The sequence below is a fragment of the Streptomyces sp. NPDC037242 genome (assembly GCF_055604165.1).
Genome location: NZ_JBVJUY010000020.1, coordinates 46,158 through 61,633, shown reverse-complemented (window position 1 = coordinate 61,633; position 15,476 = coordinate 46,158). Strand labels below are relative to the sequence as shown.

Annotated in this window: 15 protein-coding genes; 7 read left to right on the top strand and 8 right to left on the bottom strand. The window is 73.0% G+C overall.

The window, feature by feature from the left end; genetic code table 11:
• Positions 1-12 precede the first annotated feature (12 nt).
• Entirely contained in the window at positions 13-1,347 is a 1,335-nt protein-coding gene (locus ACZ7GJ_RS23470; protein WP_470754390.1) for an ABC transporter substrate-binding protein, read from the bottom strand.
• Positions 1,348-1,679: 332 nt separating this feature from the next.
• Positions 1,680-2,045, bottom strand: a complete 366-nt coding sequence (locus tag ACZ7GJ_RS23465) for a hypothetical protein (RefSeq protein ID WP_470754389.1) — start codon at positions 2,043-2,045, stop codon at positions 1,680-1,682.
• Between the two features lie 201 nt (positions 2,046-2,246).
• Between ACZ7GJ_RS23465 and ACZ7GJ_RS23460 the strand changes: the two genes are divergently transcribed.
• Positions 2,247-2,696, top strand: a complete 450-nt coding sequence (locus tag ACZ7GJ_RS23460) for a universal stress protein (RefSeq protein WP_470754388.1) — start codon at positions 2,247-2,249, stop codon at positions 2,694-2,696.
• 17 nt (positions 2,697-2,713) lie between these two features.
• Here the strand turns inward: ACZ7GJ_RS23460 and ACZ7GJ_RS23455 are convergent, their stop codons facing one another.
• The 4 genes from ACZ7GJ_RS23455 to ACZ7GJ_RS23440 form a co-directional block, all read right to left on the bottom strand.
• Positions 2,714-3,013: a hypothetical protein gene (locus ACZ7GJ_RS23455; RefSeq protein ID WP_470754387.1), complete on the bottom strand. Its 300-nt coding sequence runs from the start codon at positions 3,011-3,013 to the stop codon at positions 2,714-2,716.
• Positions 3,014-3,048: 35 nt separating this feature from the next.
• On the bottom strand, positions 3,049-3,195 hold the full coding sequence (locus ACZ7GJ_RS23450) for a hypothetical protein (RefSeq protein WP_470754385.1): 147 nt from the start codon (positions 3,193-3,195) through the stop codon (positions 3,049-3,051).
• Positions 3,196-3,276: 81 nt separating this feature from the next.
• A complete protein-coding gene (locus tag ACZ7GJ_RS23445) occupies positions 3,277-4,215 on the bottom strand; it encodes a serine/threonine dehydratase (protein WP_470754384.1) in 939 nt (312 codons plus the stop codon).
• 14 nt (positions 4,216-4,229) lie between these two features.
• Positions 4,230-4,871, bottom strand: a complete 642-nt coding sequence (locus ACZ7GJ_RS23440; protein WP_470754383.1) for a TetR/AcrR family transcriptional regulator — start codon at positions 4,869-4,871, stop codon at positions 4,230-4,232.
• A gap of 171 nt (positions 4,872-5,042) precedes the next feature.
• On the opposite strand from ACZ7GJ_RS23440, the gene ACZ7GJ_RS23435 reads away from it, so the two are divergent.
• From ACZ7GJ_RS23435 to ACZ7GJ_RS23410, 6 genes are all read left to right on the top strand, one after another.
• Positions 5,043-6,740 (top strand): ricin-type beta-trefoil lectin domain protein, encoded by a 1,698-nt coding sequence (locus ACZ7GJ_RS23435; RefSeq protein WP_470754382.1) that lies wholly within the window; start codon positions 5,043-5,045, stop codon positions 6,738-6,740.
• Positions 6,741-6,763: 23 nt separating this feature from the next.
• Entirely contained in the window at positions 6,764-9,031 is a 2,268-nt protein-coding gene (locus ACZ7GJ_RS23430) for an alpha-N-acetylglucosaminidase (protein WP_470754381.1), read from the top strand.
• 232 nt (positions 9,032-9,263) lie between these two features.
• On the top strand, positions 9,264-9,593 hold the full coding sequence (locus ACZ7GJ_RS23425) for a hypothetical protein (RefSeq protein ID WP_470754380.1): 330 nt from the start codon (positions 9,264-9,266) through the stop codon (positions 9,591-9,593).
• Positions 9,586-10,620, top strand: coding sequence for a polyprenyl synthetase family protein (locus ACZ7GJ_RS23420; protein ID WP_470754379.1), 1,035 nt, complete (start codon positions 9,586-9,588; stop codon positions 10,618-10,620). The genes ACZ7GJ_RS23425 and ACZ7GJ_RS23420 overlap by 8 nt, the downstream gene beginning before the upstream one ends.
• Positions 10,621-10,701: 81 nt before the next feature.
• Complete coding sequence (locus tag ACZ7GJ_RS23415; RefSeq protein ID WP_470754377.1) at positions 10,702-11,889, top strand: oxygenase MpaB family protein; 1,188 nt, start codon at positions 10,702-10,704, stop codon at positions 11,887-11,889.
• 49 nt (positions 11,890-11,938) lie between these two features.
• Positions 11,939-13,522 (top strand): molybdopterin-dependent oxidoreductase, encoded by a 1,584-nt coding sequence (locus ACZ7GJ_RS23410; RefSeq protein WP_470754376.1) that lies wholly within the window; start codon positions 11,939-11,941, stop codon positions 13,520-13,522.
• Positions 13,523-13,550: 28 nt separating this feature from the next.
• On the opposite strand, the gene ACZ7GJ_RS23405 is transcribed toward ACZ7GJ_RS23410, so the two are convergent.
• Both ACZ7GJ_RS23405 and ACZ7GJ_RS23400 read right to left on the bottom strand, forming a co-directional pair.
• Positions 13,551-14,504: a metallophosphoesterase family protein gene (locus ACZ7GJ_RS23405; protein ID WP_470754375.1), complete on the bottom strand. Its 954-nt coding sequence runs from the start codon at positions 14,502-14,504 to the stop codon at positions 13,551-13,553.
• Positions 14,505-14,650: 146 nt separating this feature from the next.
• Positions 14,651-15,472: a CYTH domain-containing protein gene (locus ACZ7GJ_RS23400; RefSeq protein WP_470754374.1), complete on the bottom strand. Its 822-nt coding sequence runs from the start codon at positions 15,470-15,472 to the stop codon at positions 14,651-14,653.
• Positions 15,473-15,476: the final 4 nt, after the last annotated feature.

The window sequence follows — 15,476 nt, the reverse complement described above, 5'->3', positions numbered from 1 at the left end:
CCGCCTCCGAGGTCACTTGCGCACCGTCTTGGCGAGCACTGCGTTGGCCTCCTCCTGGGCCTTCCGCACGGCCGTCCTGGCGTCCTGCTCGCCCTTGATCGCCTTCTGCACCTCGCGCACGACCGCGTCGCCGACCTGGTTGGTCCACTGGACGGGCGTGTTGGCGTCGAGTGCGGCGGTCTTCAGCTGCTCCGCCCCGATGGCACGGGCCAGCGTCTCCGCGTCCTTGCCGTCGCCCCGGTCGGCGAAGTACGGGTCGGCGAGGCCCTTGGCGTTGGACGGGTAGATGGTGGCCTTCCTGGCGAACGCCACCTGGTTGGGACCGTTGGTGACCCACTTGGCGAACTCGGCGGCCGCGTCGAGGTGTTCGGTGTCCTTCTTGATGCCGAGCGACTGGGCGTAGATGCCGATGTGGCCGAGGGTGCCGGTGACGGCGCCCGCGACGCGGGTGTCGGCGTAGACCTGCGGGGCGTTCTGCTTGATGTCCTTGACGAAGCCCGGGGAGCCGGGGCCGAAGACGAGCTTGCCCCCGCCGTAGAGCTGGTTGACGTCGTCGGACTTGAGCAGGGACTCCTTGGGCATGGCGCCCTTGGCGTACAGGGACTTCATGCGCTCGACCCACTCGACGGCCTTGTCGGTGTCGAAGGTGAAGCGGTCCTGCTGCCCGTTCAGGAGCGGTATGCCCATCTTCTGCCAGTCCCCCGGCAGTCGGCCCTTGGGGTCGGCCATGAAGGCGGAGTACCGGCCGCCGGACCTGGCGGCGATCTGCTCGGCGTAGTCGAAGAACTGCTCCACGCTGGTCGGCGGCTTCTCCGGGTCCAGGCCGGCCTTCTCGAAGAGGGACTTGCTGTAGGTGAGGACTTCCGGGGTCACGTACCAGGGGTACGCGTACACGCTGTCGCCTCTGCCCGGCAGCTTGAACTGCTCCCAGGCGCCCGGTACGTACTCCCGGGCGACCTCGGCGTCGAGCCCGGCGACGTCGGCGAGCATCCCGCGGTCGCCGAGGAGCTGGAAGGAGTCGGTGGAGAGGTTGACCACGTCGGGGAGGGCGCCGGCCTGGGCGTCGGCGACGAGCTTCTCGTTGTACCCGTCGCCGGGGACGTCCTCCCACTTGACCTCGACGTCCGGGTACTTGGCCTCGAAGGCGTCGATGACCCCCTGGACGTAGCTCGTGTAGACGGGCTTGAGCTGGAGGGTGCGGAAGGTGATCTCACCGGCCACCTTGCCCGTCCTGCGCGCCTCCTTCACCTCGTCGGCGCCACCGCTCACGCCGCACGCGGAGGCCGATAAGAGGGTGCCGGCCGCCAGTGCGGCGATGGCTGTACGGGTCACGTTCGAACGGGTCATCGTCGCCGCCTTCGTGAAGTCCGGCCTCGCTGCCGGAGAGCGGTGCCCACGTTCGCCCGAGTTCAAGACGGCGTCAATGGGCCCGAAGTCCCGCTGGCCGACGGCATGCACCTCCCCAAGCGGGACAGGGGGCCGGCCGCACCCCGAAGTCGCATGATCAACTGCGGCTTGAACTGCACTGATGCGCTTTAGTCCCAAATCCCCTTGCGGGCAGTATCAGTTGGATAACGAAGAGGCTCATCCGTCAAATTTTGACTCCATGACGCCGGTCCCCGAAGTCCCGCACTAATGCGCTTTACCACGCGCGTCGGGGGACGGATTCAAACGCTCGTCTACTTCATGCGGTACTGGACCTTCTCCGCGAGCTTGCCGTCCTTGTAGCAGAAGCGGTAAACCGTCTCGCCGGCGTCCTTGCCGTCACCGCCGGACGCGTACCAGGAGCAGGCCGTGCCGGGCGGCTCGGCGGGGCCGCCCTCCTTGAGGGCGGACTTGATGAAGGTCTCGCCGGACGGCATCTTGGCGCGGACCGCGTCCTCGGCATCGCCCACGTTCACCGACTGGTAGACCCCGGGGTCCAGGAAGGCCTTGTCGGCGACGTCCTTGAGCTTCCCGATGCCGAACAGCAGCAGCACGAGCGCACCCACGCCCAGGACCAGCGCCACCCCGCAGCCGATCAGACAACCCTTGCGCTGTGCCACGCCCGTTCCTCCGTACGTCCCCTGCCCGGCGCGGTTCGCCGGGCACTCAGACCTTCGCAGGGGGCGGGGCCGCGGGGCTGTCCTCGAAAGTCTTCGACCGCCGCAACGATCGTCGTTCGGGGCAGGGTGCACCGCGATCGGGGTGCATATCCGTGTATACAGGGAGGGAACGACCATTCTGACGAACCGAGAGGAACCACCGTGAGTGACCCCATCGAGCCTCTGATCGTCGTCGGCGTGGACGGCTCGAACCATTCGAGGCAGGCCCTGCGCTGGGCCGTCGGTCAGGCCAAGGCCATCGGCGGGCGCGTGCACGCCGTCATGAGCTGGGAATGGAACACCAACCCCTTCGGCGTGAGCCCCACCGTCCAGGACGAGCTGGTCGGCGCCGAGGAGGCCGCCCGGCAGAAGCTCGCCGACACCGTGGCGGAGTCGATCGGCAACTCGCCCGGCGTGCCGGTGTTCCGCCGGGTCGAGCAGGGCGCGCCGGCCAAGGTGCTGGTGGACGCCTCGAAGGAGGCCGAACTGACCGTGGTCGGCACCCGCGGCTACGGCGGCATCAAGGGTGCGATGCTCGGGTCGGTGAGCCAGCAGGTGGTGCAGTACGCCGCCAGCACGGTGGTCGTGGTCCGCGAACACGACGGCGCCTGAGCCACCGCCCGCCTGCTTCAGCCCGTCGGACAGAGCTGCGTGTACGCCCGGATGTTCGTCCAGGCACTCTCGTTGCCCTGCGTGTCGGTGGCGCGCAGGGAGTAGACGTGGAAGCCCGGCGGCACGTTGTAGAGGCTGATGGCATCTTCCACCACCGCGCCCGCAGAGATCGGGATCTGGGACCAGTTGACCCCGTCGACCGAGTGGTACAGGTCGTAGTGGTCGACCGGGTTCGCCCGGATGGGGTCCCACTTGAGGACGATCTGGCGCTGGGCGGTGCCGCAGTCCCAGCTCGGATTCAGCAGGAACGGCGGCATCTTCGCCAGGCGGTCGTTGCCGATCAGGTACGTGTTCAGTCGGCCGGTGCCGCCGCGGCGACCGCCTGACCGGGCTCCGTCGCCGCAGCCGCGCCGACAGGCGGCGCCAGCAGTGCCAGTGCGGCGGCCGTCACGATGACGCGGCGACGGCGGTGGAGGCGGCTGCGGGGGTGAACGGACATGGCGTCACTGCCCCTTTGGAGAGTGCCGCTCAGCGGCAAAGGGAGGGGTCAAGCGTCCGCCTCCAGTTTAAGTCCGGCGTGCTACGACGGCGCGGTGCCGCTCAGGTCCGTCGGGTCGGTGTTCGCGCCGCACAGGACCACCGCGACGCGTTCCCGCGGCGACCTCGGGGCGGCGCGCAGGCCCGCCAGGGCGGTGGCTGCCGCGGACTCGACCACGAGGCGGTGTTCCTCCCACAGGTCGCGCCGGGCGGCGGTGATCGCCGCGTCCGGGACCAGCACGGACTCCACGTTCTTCTCCTGCGCGGCGGCCAGCGCGGCCGCCGAGACCCGGGTGGCGCCCAGCGAGTCGGCGGCCACCGAGTCCACGGCCACGTCCACGACGCGCCCCGCCGCCAGGGCCGCGTTCAGCGCCCGGCAGTTCTCCGGCTCCACCGCGAGCACCCGTACGCCGTGTTCGCGCGCGGCGGTGGCGATCCCGGCGAACAGCCCGCCCCCGCCGACGGCGACGACCACGGTGTCCAGGCCGGGCAGGCCGGCCCGGATCTCGTCCAGCAGGGTCCCGGCGCCCGCGGCGATGAGCGGGTGGTCGTACGCGTGGCTGCTCAGGGCCCCGCTGGCGGCGGCGAACTCCTCGCACGCGGCCAGCGCTTCGGCGTACCGGTCGCCGACGAGCCGTACGTCGGCCCCGTAGCCGCGCAGCCGCTCCACCTTGACGCGCGGGGCGTTGGCGGGCAGGAACACGGTGGCGGGCACGGCGTGCGCGCGGGCCGCCCAGGCGCAGGCGAGGCCGGCGTTGCCGCCGGAGGCGATGGTGACCCCGGCGTCCGGGAGGGCGCCGGCCCGGTGGTGGGCGGCGAGGAAGTTGTGGGCGCCGCGGGCCTTGAAGGAACCGGTGTGCTGGAGGTGCTCCAGGGCGTACCAGACGCCGTCGGCCGCGGGCACCACCGCGACGGGCCGCACCGCCCCGGCCGTCCGGTCGGCGGCGGCGCGTACGGCGGCGTAGTCGAGCTGGTCTTCCATGGACTCACTCCCCATCAGGCGGCAGGCCGGGCGGCCTCGATCAGCTGGCGCAGGGCGCCGTAGTACACCTCGTGGTCGGTCAAGGCGGGCAGTACGTCGGCCAGCCCGCCCGAGAGGACCGGGAACCGCTCCGGGTCCAGGGCGGCCAGGGCGGCCCGCGAGGCGGCGGTGGCCCCGGCCGGATCGCGGTGGTCCACGAAGGCGGCGCTGCCCAGGGTCAGCAGGTACATCCGGCGGTAGGTGGTCATCGCCTCGGCGGGGGTCATCCCGGCGGCCACGCTGTCGGCGAGCGCGGGTTCCACGAGCCGGGCCAGCAGCTGCCGCCCGAGCCAGGGCCGGCCGCCGCGCAGCACCAGCAGTCCGGGGTGCGCGGTGAGCAGCCGGTACAGGGCGGTGAACCGCTGCTCGGTGGCCTCGGCCCAGCCGGTCCCGGCCGGGATCTCGGGCAGCTGCGCCGCGAGGTGCTCGGTACAGAGGTCGAGCAGTCCGGCGAGGTCGGTGCAGCGGCGCTGGACGGTGGCGTGCGAGACCTCCAGCCGGTCGGCGAGGGTGCGGAAGCTCAGCGCCCCGGGCCCCTGCTCGTCGAGGATCCGCAGGGCGGCGACGGCAATGGCCCCGGGCGTGGCGCGGTCCAGGGCGGCTGATCTCCTCGGCATGAGATACAGCGTATCAGCCGACGTACCGTACGGCGTATCACCTTCTTGGCGCGGCACCGACTACACCCAAATTGCTGGTCATTGGCCAATAATCAGCGACTTATGTTGACAGCGGGTAGTCACACCGCTGCACTGAGCCGTCGACAGCCGTCCCCACGTCAAGGAGACTCCGTGCCGCCTCGCCTGCGCGCCTCGCTCCCCTGCCTGACCGCGGCCGCCCTGCTCGCCCTCTCGCTCTGCCCCGCCCCCGCGGCGGCCGAGCCGACGGCGACCTCGGACACCCCGCTCGCGCTGACCCCGCCCATGGGCTGGAACAACTGGGCCCACTACATGTGCGACATCGACGAGGCCAAGGTCGTCGCGAACGCCGACGCGCTCGTCTCCACCGGACTCGCCGCCAAGGGCTACGACACGGTGACCATCGACGACTGCTGGATGACCAGGAGCCGGGACGCGCAGGGCAACCTGGTCGTCGACACCGCGAAGTTCCCGCACGGCATGGCCTGGCTGGGCGACTACCTGCACGCCAAGGGGCTCAAGTTCGGCATCTACCAGGACGCCGGCTCCCTCACCTGCGAGCGCTACCCCGGCAGCGGGTCCCCCGAGGGCGGCGGCCCGGACCACTACGCCCGCGACGCCCGCCAGTTCGCCTCCTGGGACGTGGACTACGTCAAGATGGACGGCTGCAACCTCTGGGTGCCCCCGGGCAAGACCAAGGAGCAGGCCTACCGGGACGCGTACAACTCCGTCGCAAAGGCCCTGCGCGACAGCGGCCGGGACATGGTGCTGTCCGCCTCCGCGCCCGCGTACTTCCAGCAGGGCGAGTGGGGCGGCCCCGACTGGCACAAGGTGCTCGGCTGGGTCGGCGAGACGGGCCAGCTGTGGCGCGAGGGCCGCGACATCAAGGTGTACAAGCCGACCGCGCCGAACACCTCGCGGTGGAGCTCGGTCATGGGCAACTACGGCTACAACCGCTGGCTGGGCCGGTACGCGGGCCCCGGCAACTGGAACGACCCCGACTTCCTGATCGCGGGCGCCCCCGGCCTCACCGAGGCGGAGAGCCGCAGCCAGGTCGGCCTGTGGGCGATGATGGCCGCGCCGTTCATCCTCTCCTCCCAGGTCTCCGAGCTCTCGCCGGCCGGGCTGGCCGCGCTCGGCAACACCGAGCTGATCCGGCTGGACCAGGACCCGATGGGCCGCCAGGGCGCCGTGGTCTCCTCCAACGCCACCTTCGACATCCTGGTCCGCCCGCTGGCGGGCGGCGACCGCGCGGTGGCCGTGCTCAACCGGTCCGGCGCGGCGCGCGACATCAAGGTGCCGCTCGACGAGATCGGGCTGCGCGACGGGCACCACGGGGCCTGTACGGCCGAGGCGAAGGACCTGTGGAGCGGGGAACGCCGCGAGGTCTCCGAAGCGTTGACCGGGAAGCTGGGCGCCCACGACACCGCGGTGTGGCGGCTCACCCCGCGCGGCTGCGCCGAGGCCCTGCCCACCGGCCAGATCACCGGGGACGGCGTCAAGTGCGCCGACGGGGCCAACACCACCGGTGTCGGCGCCGTCGTGATGGCCGGGTGCACCGGCGCGCCCGACCAGCGCTGGACCGCGGGCCCCGACGGAGCCCTGCGGCTGGCGGGCGAATGCCTGTCGGCGGGCGAGGACGGCCTGGTGGAGCTGGCCGACTGCGCGGACCGCCGGCAGCCGGGGCAGAGCTGGACCCCGCGCCGCGACGGGGCGCTGATCGAGGACGCGAGCGGACTGTGCCTGACCGCCCCCGCTCCGGCCGCGACCCCGGGCGCTCCCGCCGAGCGGCTGCGACTGACCGAATGCGGCGATCACCGGGTCGATCAGGCCTGGGCGCTGCCGGTCTGACGGGCACGGGGATGAGCGATCAGATGCCGCGTACCCGACGCCTGTCCACCTCTCTCGTGGTGCTGCCCGCCGCGCTGCTGACCCTGGTCTGCGCGGGGGCCGCGCCCGGAGCCGCGGCGCCCGCCGCCGAGCCGGGGGGCGGCGTACCGGATGCCGTACGGGCACCCGCGCGGGTGGCGCCGAAGCCGCGGGCCCTGGACCACGGGCCGGCGCGGGCCGCGCTGCAGCGGCTGCTCCCGCGGCACGCCGCGCAGTTCACCCTCGTACCGGACCCGGCAGCCGGGGCCGACACCTTCACGGTGTCCGGAGTGGCCGGTGCGATCACCGTCCGGGGCTCCACCGGCGCCACCCTGCTCACCGGGGTCGGCTGGTACCTCCAGCACGTCGCCGGCGCCGACATCGGCTGGCCCGGCGACAGCATCGGCATGCTGCCCGCCGTACTGCCGCGGGTCCCCGAGCCGGTCACCCGCAGTGCGCTGGTCCCGCACCGGTACGCGCTCAACGACACCGACGACGGGTACTCCGGCCCGTACCGCTCCTTCGAGGACCACCAGCGGCAGATCGACCTGCTGGCCCTGCACGGCATCAACGAGGTGTTCGTGCAGGTCGGCGCCGAGTACCCGTACTACCGGGCGTTCCAGGAGTTCGGCTACTCCGCCGAGGAGCTGCGGGAGTGGATCCCCGGCGCCGGGCACCAGAGCTGGTGGCTGCTGCAGAACCTGAGCGGCTTCGGCGGCCCGGTCACCGAGCGGCTGATGCGCGAGCGCGCCGAGCTGGGCGGCCGGATCGCGGAGCAGTTGCGCGGCCTCGGCATGACGCCCGTGCTGCCGGGCTACTTCGGCACCGTGCCGCCGGGGTTCGCGGCGCGCAACCCGGGCGGGGCCACGGTCGCGCAGGGCGACTGGGCCGGCTTCGACCGGCCGGACTGGCTGGACCCGAACTCGGCGGCCTTCGGGAAGCTGGCCGCCGCGTACTACCGGGAGCAGCGGGCGGTCTTCGGCGACAGCACGATGTACCGGATGAGCCCGCTGCACGAGGGCGGCCAGACCGCCTCGGTCGACGTGAAGTCGGCGGCGGGCGCCGTGCAGTCGGCCCTGGATGCGGCGCATCCGGGCGCCTTGTGGGCGGTGCTGGGCTGGCAGGACGATCCGACGAAGGAGCTGCTGGCCGGGGTGGACACCTCGCGCCTGCTGATCCTGGACGGGCTGTCCGACCGGTACAACCGCCTGGACCGGGAGGCCCGTTGGGGCGGCGCCCGCTACGCGATGGGGACCATCTACAACTTCGGCGGGCACACGACGATCGGCGCGAACACCTCGGTGTGGATCGACCGGTTCGGCTCCTGGCGGTCCAAGCCGGACAGCGCGCTGGCCGGCATCGCCTATCTGCCGGAGGCAACCGGGACCAATCCGGCGGCCTTCGACCTGTTCACGGACCTGGCGTGGGAGCCCGGCCCCGTGGACCAGCGCACGTGGTTCGCGCGGTTCGCCCAGCGGCGGTACGGGCGGGCCGATGCCGCCTCGGCCGCGGCCTGGGAGGAATTGCGCAAGGGGCCCTACAGCACCTCGTCGGGGCTGTGGTCGGAGTCCCAGGACAGCCTGTTCACCGCCCGCCCGGACCTGGCGGCGGTGGGGGCGGCGTACTGGAGCCCGAAGTCCATGCGCTACCAGGCCGGTTCGGTGCGCCGCGCCCTGGGCCACCTGCTCAAGGTGGACCCGGCACTGCGCGGCTCCAGCGCGTACCGCTTCGACCTGGTGGACACGGCCCGCCAGGCCCTCGCCAACCACTCGCGGGTGCTGTTGCCGAAGATCAAGGCGGCCTACGAGGCCAAGGACCTGCCCCGCTTCCGCGAGCTCACCGCCGAATGGGCCTCCCGGGAGCGACAGTTGGACGCCCTCGTCGGATCCGACCCGAACTTCCTGCTCGGCAGCTGGCTGACCGCGGCCCGCTCCCGGGGCGCGGACGCGGCCGAGCAGGACCGGCACGAGTACGACGCCCGCTCGATCCTGAGCGTGTGGGGCCGGCGCAGCACGAGCGAGGGCGGTTTCCTGCACGACTACGCCAACCGCGAATGGAGCGGCCTCGTCTCGGAGTTGTATGCCAGGCGGTGGGCTTCCTACTTCACGTCGCTGGAGGAAGCGCTGGTCCGGCGGGCCGCGCCCCGCCCGATCGACTGGCACGCCTTCGAGGAGGAGTGGGCGCGGCGCACCACCCGCCACCCGGACCGGCCCCACGGGGACCCGTACGCGCTGGCGGAACAGGTCGCCGCCTCGCTCCCCGCCACCGACTGACGTACCTCACCCGGACGGTGGCGATCACATCATGCGGTGATCGTCACCCTCCCGTGGGAATCTCGGTACCCGTGCGGGGGAGATGGCCCGCTGCGGTTCGTCGCGCGGGGCGGACACTCGGTTCACTGGCCCGGAATTGATCAGGGGCGGCTGCCGGCGCGATCCGACGGCCGCCCCTTCCGACGCCATGACGGCGCGCAGCCGTCGTGCCTCACGCAGGAGTGCGCCGAACATGTCCGACACCGAACAGGGACGGCCCGAGGCCGCCGCGCCGACGGCCGCGCCGGCCGCGGGAGGGTTCAATCCCTCCGCGACGCTGGAGCTGCTGACCCTCCTCGCCGCCGGGGTCGCCGATCTGGCCCTCGACCAGTTACGCCAGTCCGCCGACAAGGCCCAGGACGTGCTGCGCCGCTCCGACCTGCGGGAACTGCTCACCGACGGGGTGGTCGAGCTGCGCAAGCGCGGGGAGCTGGCCACCGCCAGAGCGGGAGCGGGCTCCGACAACTACCTGGAGACCATGGCCCGCCGGGCCGCGGAGAGGGCCGGTCACCCCCGTGCATGACCACACCGGCTTCAAGGACCGCATCGACGAGGTACTGGTCCGGCTGGCGGACGAGGAGGAGCGGGCCCTGCTGGGCCTGCACATCGAACTCTCCCCGCTCTCGGAGCAGTTGCGCCGCTCGCTCGCCCGCGGCAAGCGCATCCGGGCCGCGTTCCTGTACTGGGGCTGGCGGGCGGCCGGACAGCCCGACTGCGAGGGCGTGATCCGGGCCGCGGCCGCGATGGAACTGGTGCACGCGGCGGCCTGCACCCACGACGACATCATCGACGACAGCCGGATGCGGCACGGGCAGCTCACCGCGCACGCCGCCTTCGCGGCCGCCGGGCAGCGCTCCACCGCACTGGCGATGATCCTCGGCGATCTGCTGATGGGCTACGCGGGCCACGTCTTCACCTCCTGCGGGCTGCCGGGGGCCTACCTCGCGCGGACCGTACCGCTCTGGTCCACGCTGCTGCGCGAGACCATGGCGGGCGAGTTCCTCGAAGTGCTGCGCACCGACGCTGGCCCGAACCGGGAGCCGCAGGTCGCCGAGTCCCTGGAGGTGTGCCGCTACAAGACGGCCAAGTACACCGTGGAGCGGCCCCTGCACCTCGGCGCCACCCTCGGCGGCGGTTCCCGCGCCCTGCTGGAGGCCTTCTCGGCGTACGGACTGCCGCTCGGCGAGGCCTTCCAGCTCCGCGACGACCTGCTGGGCACCTTCGGCGACCCGGCCAGGACCGGCAAGTCGAACCTGGACGACCTGCGGGACGCCAAGCCCACCGCGCTGCTCGCCCTGACCGTCGCGGCGGCCGGCGAGGACGACCGGCGGCTGCTCGCCAAGCTGGTCGGAAACCCCGAGCTGGGCGAGGAAGAAGCCGCCGCGGTACGGGAGTTGATGGAGCGGTGCGGCGCCCGTCAGCAGGTCGAGGACATGATCGGGGAGCGGATCGTGCGCGCCGGCGAAGCGCTGGACACCGCCCCCATGCCGGCGGAGGCGCGGTCCGCGCTGCGCGGGCTGGCCAGCACGGCGGCCGACCGGTCGCTGTGAGGCCCACGCCGCCGCCCGCGCCGACCTCACCAACAGCCCTTCGGCTTAAGACTTCGAGCACCCTGAACGACGAGGACTGACGTGAACGCCAACGCCACCAACACCGCTCCCCCGAAGACCCGTTACACCCACGCAGCCCTCGACGCGCTGCGCACCCAGGGCGATCCGCTCGCCGACGAGACCGTCGCGACGATGTTCCGCCGCAAGGAAGTGGGCGACCTCAACACCCTGATGCGGTTCTTCAGCACCGCCGGGGACAAGCTCCCCGAGAAGCTCCCGGCCGCGGCGGCCGCCTACTTCGAGGCCACCGCCATGCCGCCGAGCTGGGTGGACTGGGACGTCATGGAGCAGGCCCGGCTGTTCTTCATGGACAACGCGGCCCACATCAACACCGGCCTGTCCTTCTCCGCGATGCCCGCGACCTACGCCATTCCCCGGCTCTCGCGGCTGCTCTCCTCGACGCACTCGCTCTCGTACCCCTCGCGGCGCATGGCCAACACCGGCCAGTTCGTCACGTACCTGATGCAGACCAACTCCTTCGCCGAGGGCAGCAAGTTCATCCCCGCCGCGCAGAAGGTGCGGCTCCTGCACGCGGCGGTCCGCCACCACCTGCGCGAGGGCGGCCACTGGGACATCGAGAAGGACGGACTGCCGATCTGCCAGGAGGACATGATCGGGGGTCAGATCTGCTTCTCGCTGCTCGTCCTGGACGCCATGCACCGGCTCGGCATCCACATGAGCGAGGACGGCGCCGATGCCTACTTCTACGCGTGGCGGGTCGTCGGCTCCATGCTGGGCTGTGACATGTCGGCCGTACCGGAGAACCTGACCGAGGCCCGCGACTACTGCGACCTCTACCTGCTGCGCAACCTCGGCCCCTCCCCCGAGGGGGTCAAGCTCAACGCCCAGCTGATGCGGATGTACGAGGACGTCGTGCCGGGCACGCTCTTCGACCCGATGGTGCCCGCCACCGTCCGCCACCTCGTCGGCGACACCATCGCCGACTGGCTGGAGATCCCCCGCAGCCCCTGGGACACCGCGGCGAAGGCCGTGCCCGTGTTCCTCGGTCTGCTGGAGACCGTCGAGGACAGCAGCCCCTTCGCGGAGTGGGCGCTCGACAAGGCGGGCTCACTGCTCGCCGGCTTCGAACTGTCCGCGCTGACCCGGGGCCGGGTGATGCACCACGCCATCCCCGCAGAGCTGAAGACCGAGTACGGGGTGAAGCCGCCGCGGACCGGACGCTGGGTGCCGCCGGCGCCCGTGCACTGACGGGGGCCGTGCACTGACGGGGGCCGCGGTTCGGGGTGACACTGGCCCTGTGAACGCGCAACCCGCACCCCCGGCGGACCGCCAGGGCCGCCTGCCCGGCGCCGTCAGCGGGCTGGTCGCCGCCCTCGCGGGACTGGCGCTGGCGGAGCTGGCCGCGGCGGCCGTCCGGCCCGAGGCCGCCCCGCTCACCGCCGTCGGCGGAGCCGTGGTGGACCGTACGCCGGTGGCGGTCAAGGAGTGGGCGATCCGCCAGTTCGGCACCGCCGACAAGCTGGTGCTGACCCTCGGCATCGTCGTGGTGCTGGGCGCGGTCGCCGTACTGGCCGGCCTGCTCGCCGTACGCCGCCTCCCCGCGGCCACGGCGCTCGCCGGGGGCTTCGGGGTCGTGGGCGCGGTGGCCGCGGTCAGCCGCCCGGAAGCGACCTGGCGGGACGCACTGCCGTCGCTGGCTGGCGGGGTGGCCGCGGCCGCAGTGCTGTACCTGCTGGTCATGGCGCTGAGCCGGCCCCGGCCGGAACACTCCCCGGCCGGCGGCGCCTGGGCGATGGACCGGCGCGGCTTCGGCCGGCTGGTCGCCGCCGTCCTCGCGGCCTCGGCCGGGGCCGGATTCGCCGGGCGCCGCCTGGGCGCCTTCGGCTCGGCGGGGGCGACGGCCTCCAGGGCGGGCTTCGTCCTGCCGCCGCCTGCGGTGCCCGCACCGCCGGTACCGGCCGGGGCCGATCTGCGGGTGCCGGGGGTCTCCCGGTTCCTCACCCCCAACCGGGACTTCTACCGCGTGGACACCGCCCTGGTCGTGCCGCGCGTGGACGCGGACACCTGGCGGCTGAGGATTCACGGGGACGGAGTCGCGAGGCCCCTCACCCTGGACCTGCGGGAGCTGCTCGCCCGCCCGCTGGTCGAGCACGACATCACCCTGACGTGCGTGTCCAACGAGGTCGGCGGCCCGTACGCGGGCAACGCCCGCTGGCTCGGGGTGCGCCTCGCCGACCTGCTCCGCGAGGCCGGAGTGCGGCCGCCGTCCCAAGGGGGTCCGGCCGACCAACTGGTGGCGCGTTCGGTGGACGGGATGACCCTGGGCACTCCCGTCGAGGCCGTGATGGACGGCCGGGAGGCGCTGCTGGCCGTCGGGATGAACGGCGAACCGCTCCCCTTCGCGCACGGATTCCCCGTGCGGATGGTCGTACCGGGCCTGTACGGGTACGTGTCGGCCTGCAAGTGGCTGCGCGAGCTCCGGCTGACGACCTTCGACGCGTACGACGCCTACTGGGTGCGCCGGTCCTGGGCCGCGCAGGCACCGGTCAAGACCCAGTCGCGCATCGACACTCCGCGGCCCTCCGCGGACCTGACGGCCGGGCCGGTGGCGGTGGCCGGGGTGGCATGGGCGCAGCACCGGGGCATCTCCCGGGTCGAGGTACGGGTGGACGGCGGCCCGTGGCAGGAGGCCCGGCTGGGGGACGCGGACGGCGACGACACCTGGCGCCAGTGGGTGTGGCGGTGGGAGGCGACTGCCGGCCGGCACACCTTGGAGGTCCGTGCGACGGACCGCGGGGGCGCGGTCCAGACGGGGGAACGCACCGGGACGGTCCCCGACGGGGCGACCGGGTGGCACTCGGTCCCGGTGCGCGTGGCGTGAACCGGTAGCCGGGTCTTCCCGCGGTTGCTCAGTGGCGGCTGCCCGGGGTCGGTCCGGTGCCGGGTCCGGCGCAGATCATGGACTGGGGGCCGGCCAGCTCCCGGGCGAGGTGCAGGAGGTCCGGGTCGGTGGGGCCGTGCACCGTCCAGACCACCGCCCCCGAGGGGTCCGGCGGGGCCACGGCGGCGAACTGTGCGCGGATGGCGGCCTCGGTGACCGCGCCGTGGGGCAGGTGGAGGGTCTCGTAGCGCACCGGCGCGGTGTTCACCTCCCGTACCTCGATCCGGCCGCCCTCCTCGATCACCAGTTCCGCGAAGCCGCGGCCGCCCGCCTCGGCGGGGCCGCGGCCGTGGGTGTTGCCCGCGTACGCCGCGTCCAGGCCGACGGCGGGGACCAGCCGGTGGTGGACGTGGCCCAGGGCCCAGTAGTCGTACCCGGCGCCCGCCAGCGTGCGCACGCTGGTCGGCGCGCAGATCCGACGGCTCCAGGCGCCGTGCAGGCTGGTGTGCAGGAGGCCGATGTTCACGGTCCCCGGGATCCGCCGGGGATAGCCGGCCGCGAGGTCGCGCGTCTCGTCGGGGTCCCCCACCGACTGGCCGTGGACCGCGATCCCGAGGTCCGGCCAGACGACCGTCTCCGGCGCGTCGGCCGCCGGCCAGCGGACCGAGGGCGGCAGCAGCAGCTTGCGCGGCAGCGGAGTCTCGGCGTCGTGGTTGCCGGAGACGACCACGGTCGGCAGACCCGATTCGTGGAAGGCCCCGAGGATCTCCTGGAACGCGGCCAACGCGTGGCCGTCCGAGTGGCGGCGGTCGAACACGTCCCCGGCGACGAGCACCGCGTCGTAGCCGCCCGCGAGGATCCGGTCCGCGGCCGCGCGCAGCGCCTCGTACGGGGCCGCGTGCGGGTCTATCTCCGGTGCGCCGGCGTAGTCCTCCAGCCCGTGGAGGAAGGAGCCGATGTGCAGGTCGGCCAGGTGGGCCACACGTATTCGGCCGGGGTCGGCGCGGGTGGGATCCGCGCGGGTTGGGCCCGCTCGTCCGGGGTCGGCGCGGCTGGGGTCCGCCGGGCCGGGGGCTGCCGGGCCGGGGTCCGCTCGGCCGGGGTCCGCTCGGCCGGGAGGCGCGGCCATCAGCGGCCGCCTCCGTGTATCCGGTGGTGGGCGAGGATGAGGTCGGTCTTGAAGGCGTCCCGCTCCAGCAGCCAGCCCTCCGCCCGGAGCATGCCCATCAGGTGGGAGCGGAGCTCCAGGGCTTCGGGGAAGGTGCCCGCCTTGGCGGTGATCTCCGCGAACCAGGACCGCTCCCCGTGGCTCCCGGTGCGCAGCCGGGACACCTGCAACTCGATCGCGCGGTCGAGCACCCGGCCCGGGTGGTTGGTCTGCCGCACGGGGCCGTGGATCAGGGAGCCGGCCGCCGCGGACTGCGCCCGCTGCCACAGCCCGTCGGGCAGCCGCTCCAGGGCGAGGGCGCGGGAGGCCTCGGGGCCGGGAAGCTCGCCCGGCCCGAGGTGGGGGGCCGGGGCGCGCCGTTTCGCGCAGAAGTCGAGGGTGGCGCGCGTATGGCTGAGGTTGATCCGGGCGGCGCGGAAGCACCCGTCGGCGCCGAAGCCGTCCCGGCCCGCCCGTTCGAGCGCGCGCCTCAGGGCCGCCGGGTCGGTGCCGTCGCCGTCGATGCCGAAGCGGGCCTTGTACGCGAGGCGGATGCGGCCCTCGTCGTCGTGGCGCCGCATCCGGACGATCCAGCCCTGTCCACTGAGGCTCCGCTCGGCGTCGTCCAGGTATTGAGCGACCTCGAAGCTGCCGGCGGCGCCGAGCGAGAGCGTGGCGACGGGCCCGTCGAGCGGAGCGCCGTCGGCGTCGAGTACGTGGCACGGGTCGACCAGCAGCTTGACCTGGTACGCCCCGTGGTTGATCCGGCGAAGCAGGGCGTCCTCCATGGGTCTGTTGATCACGTCG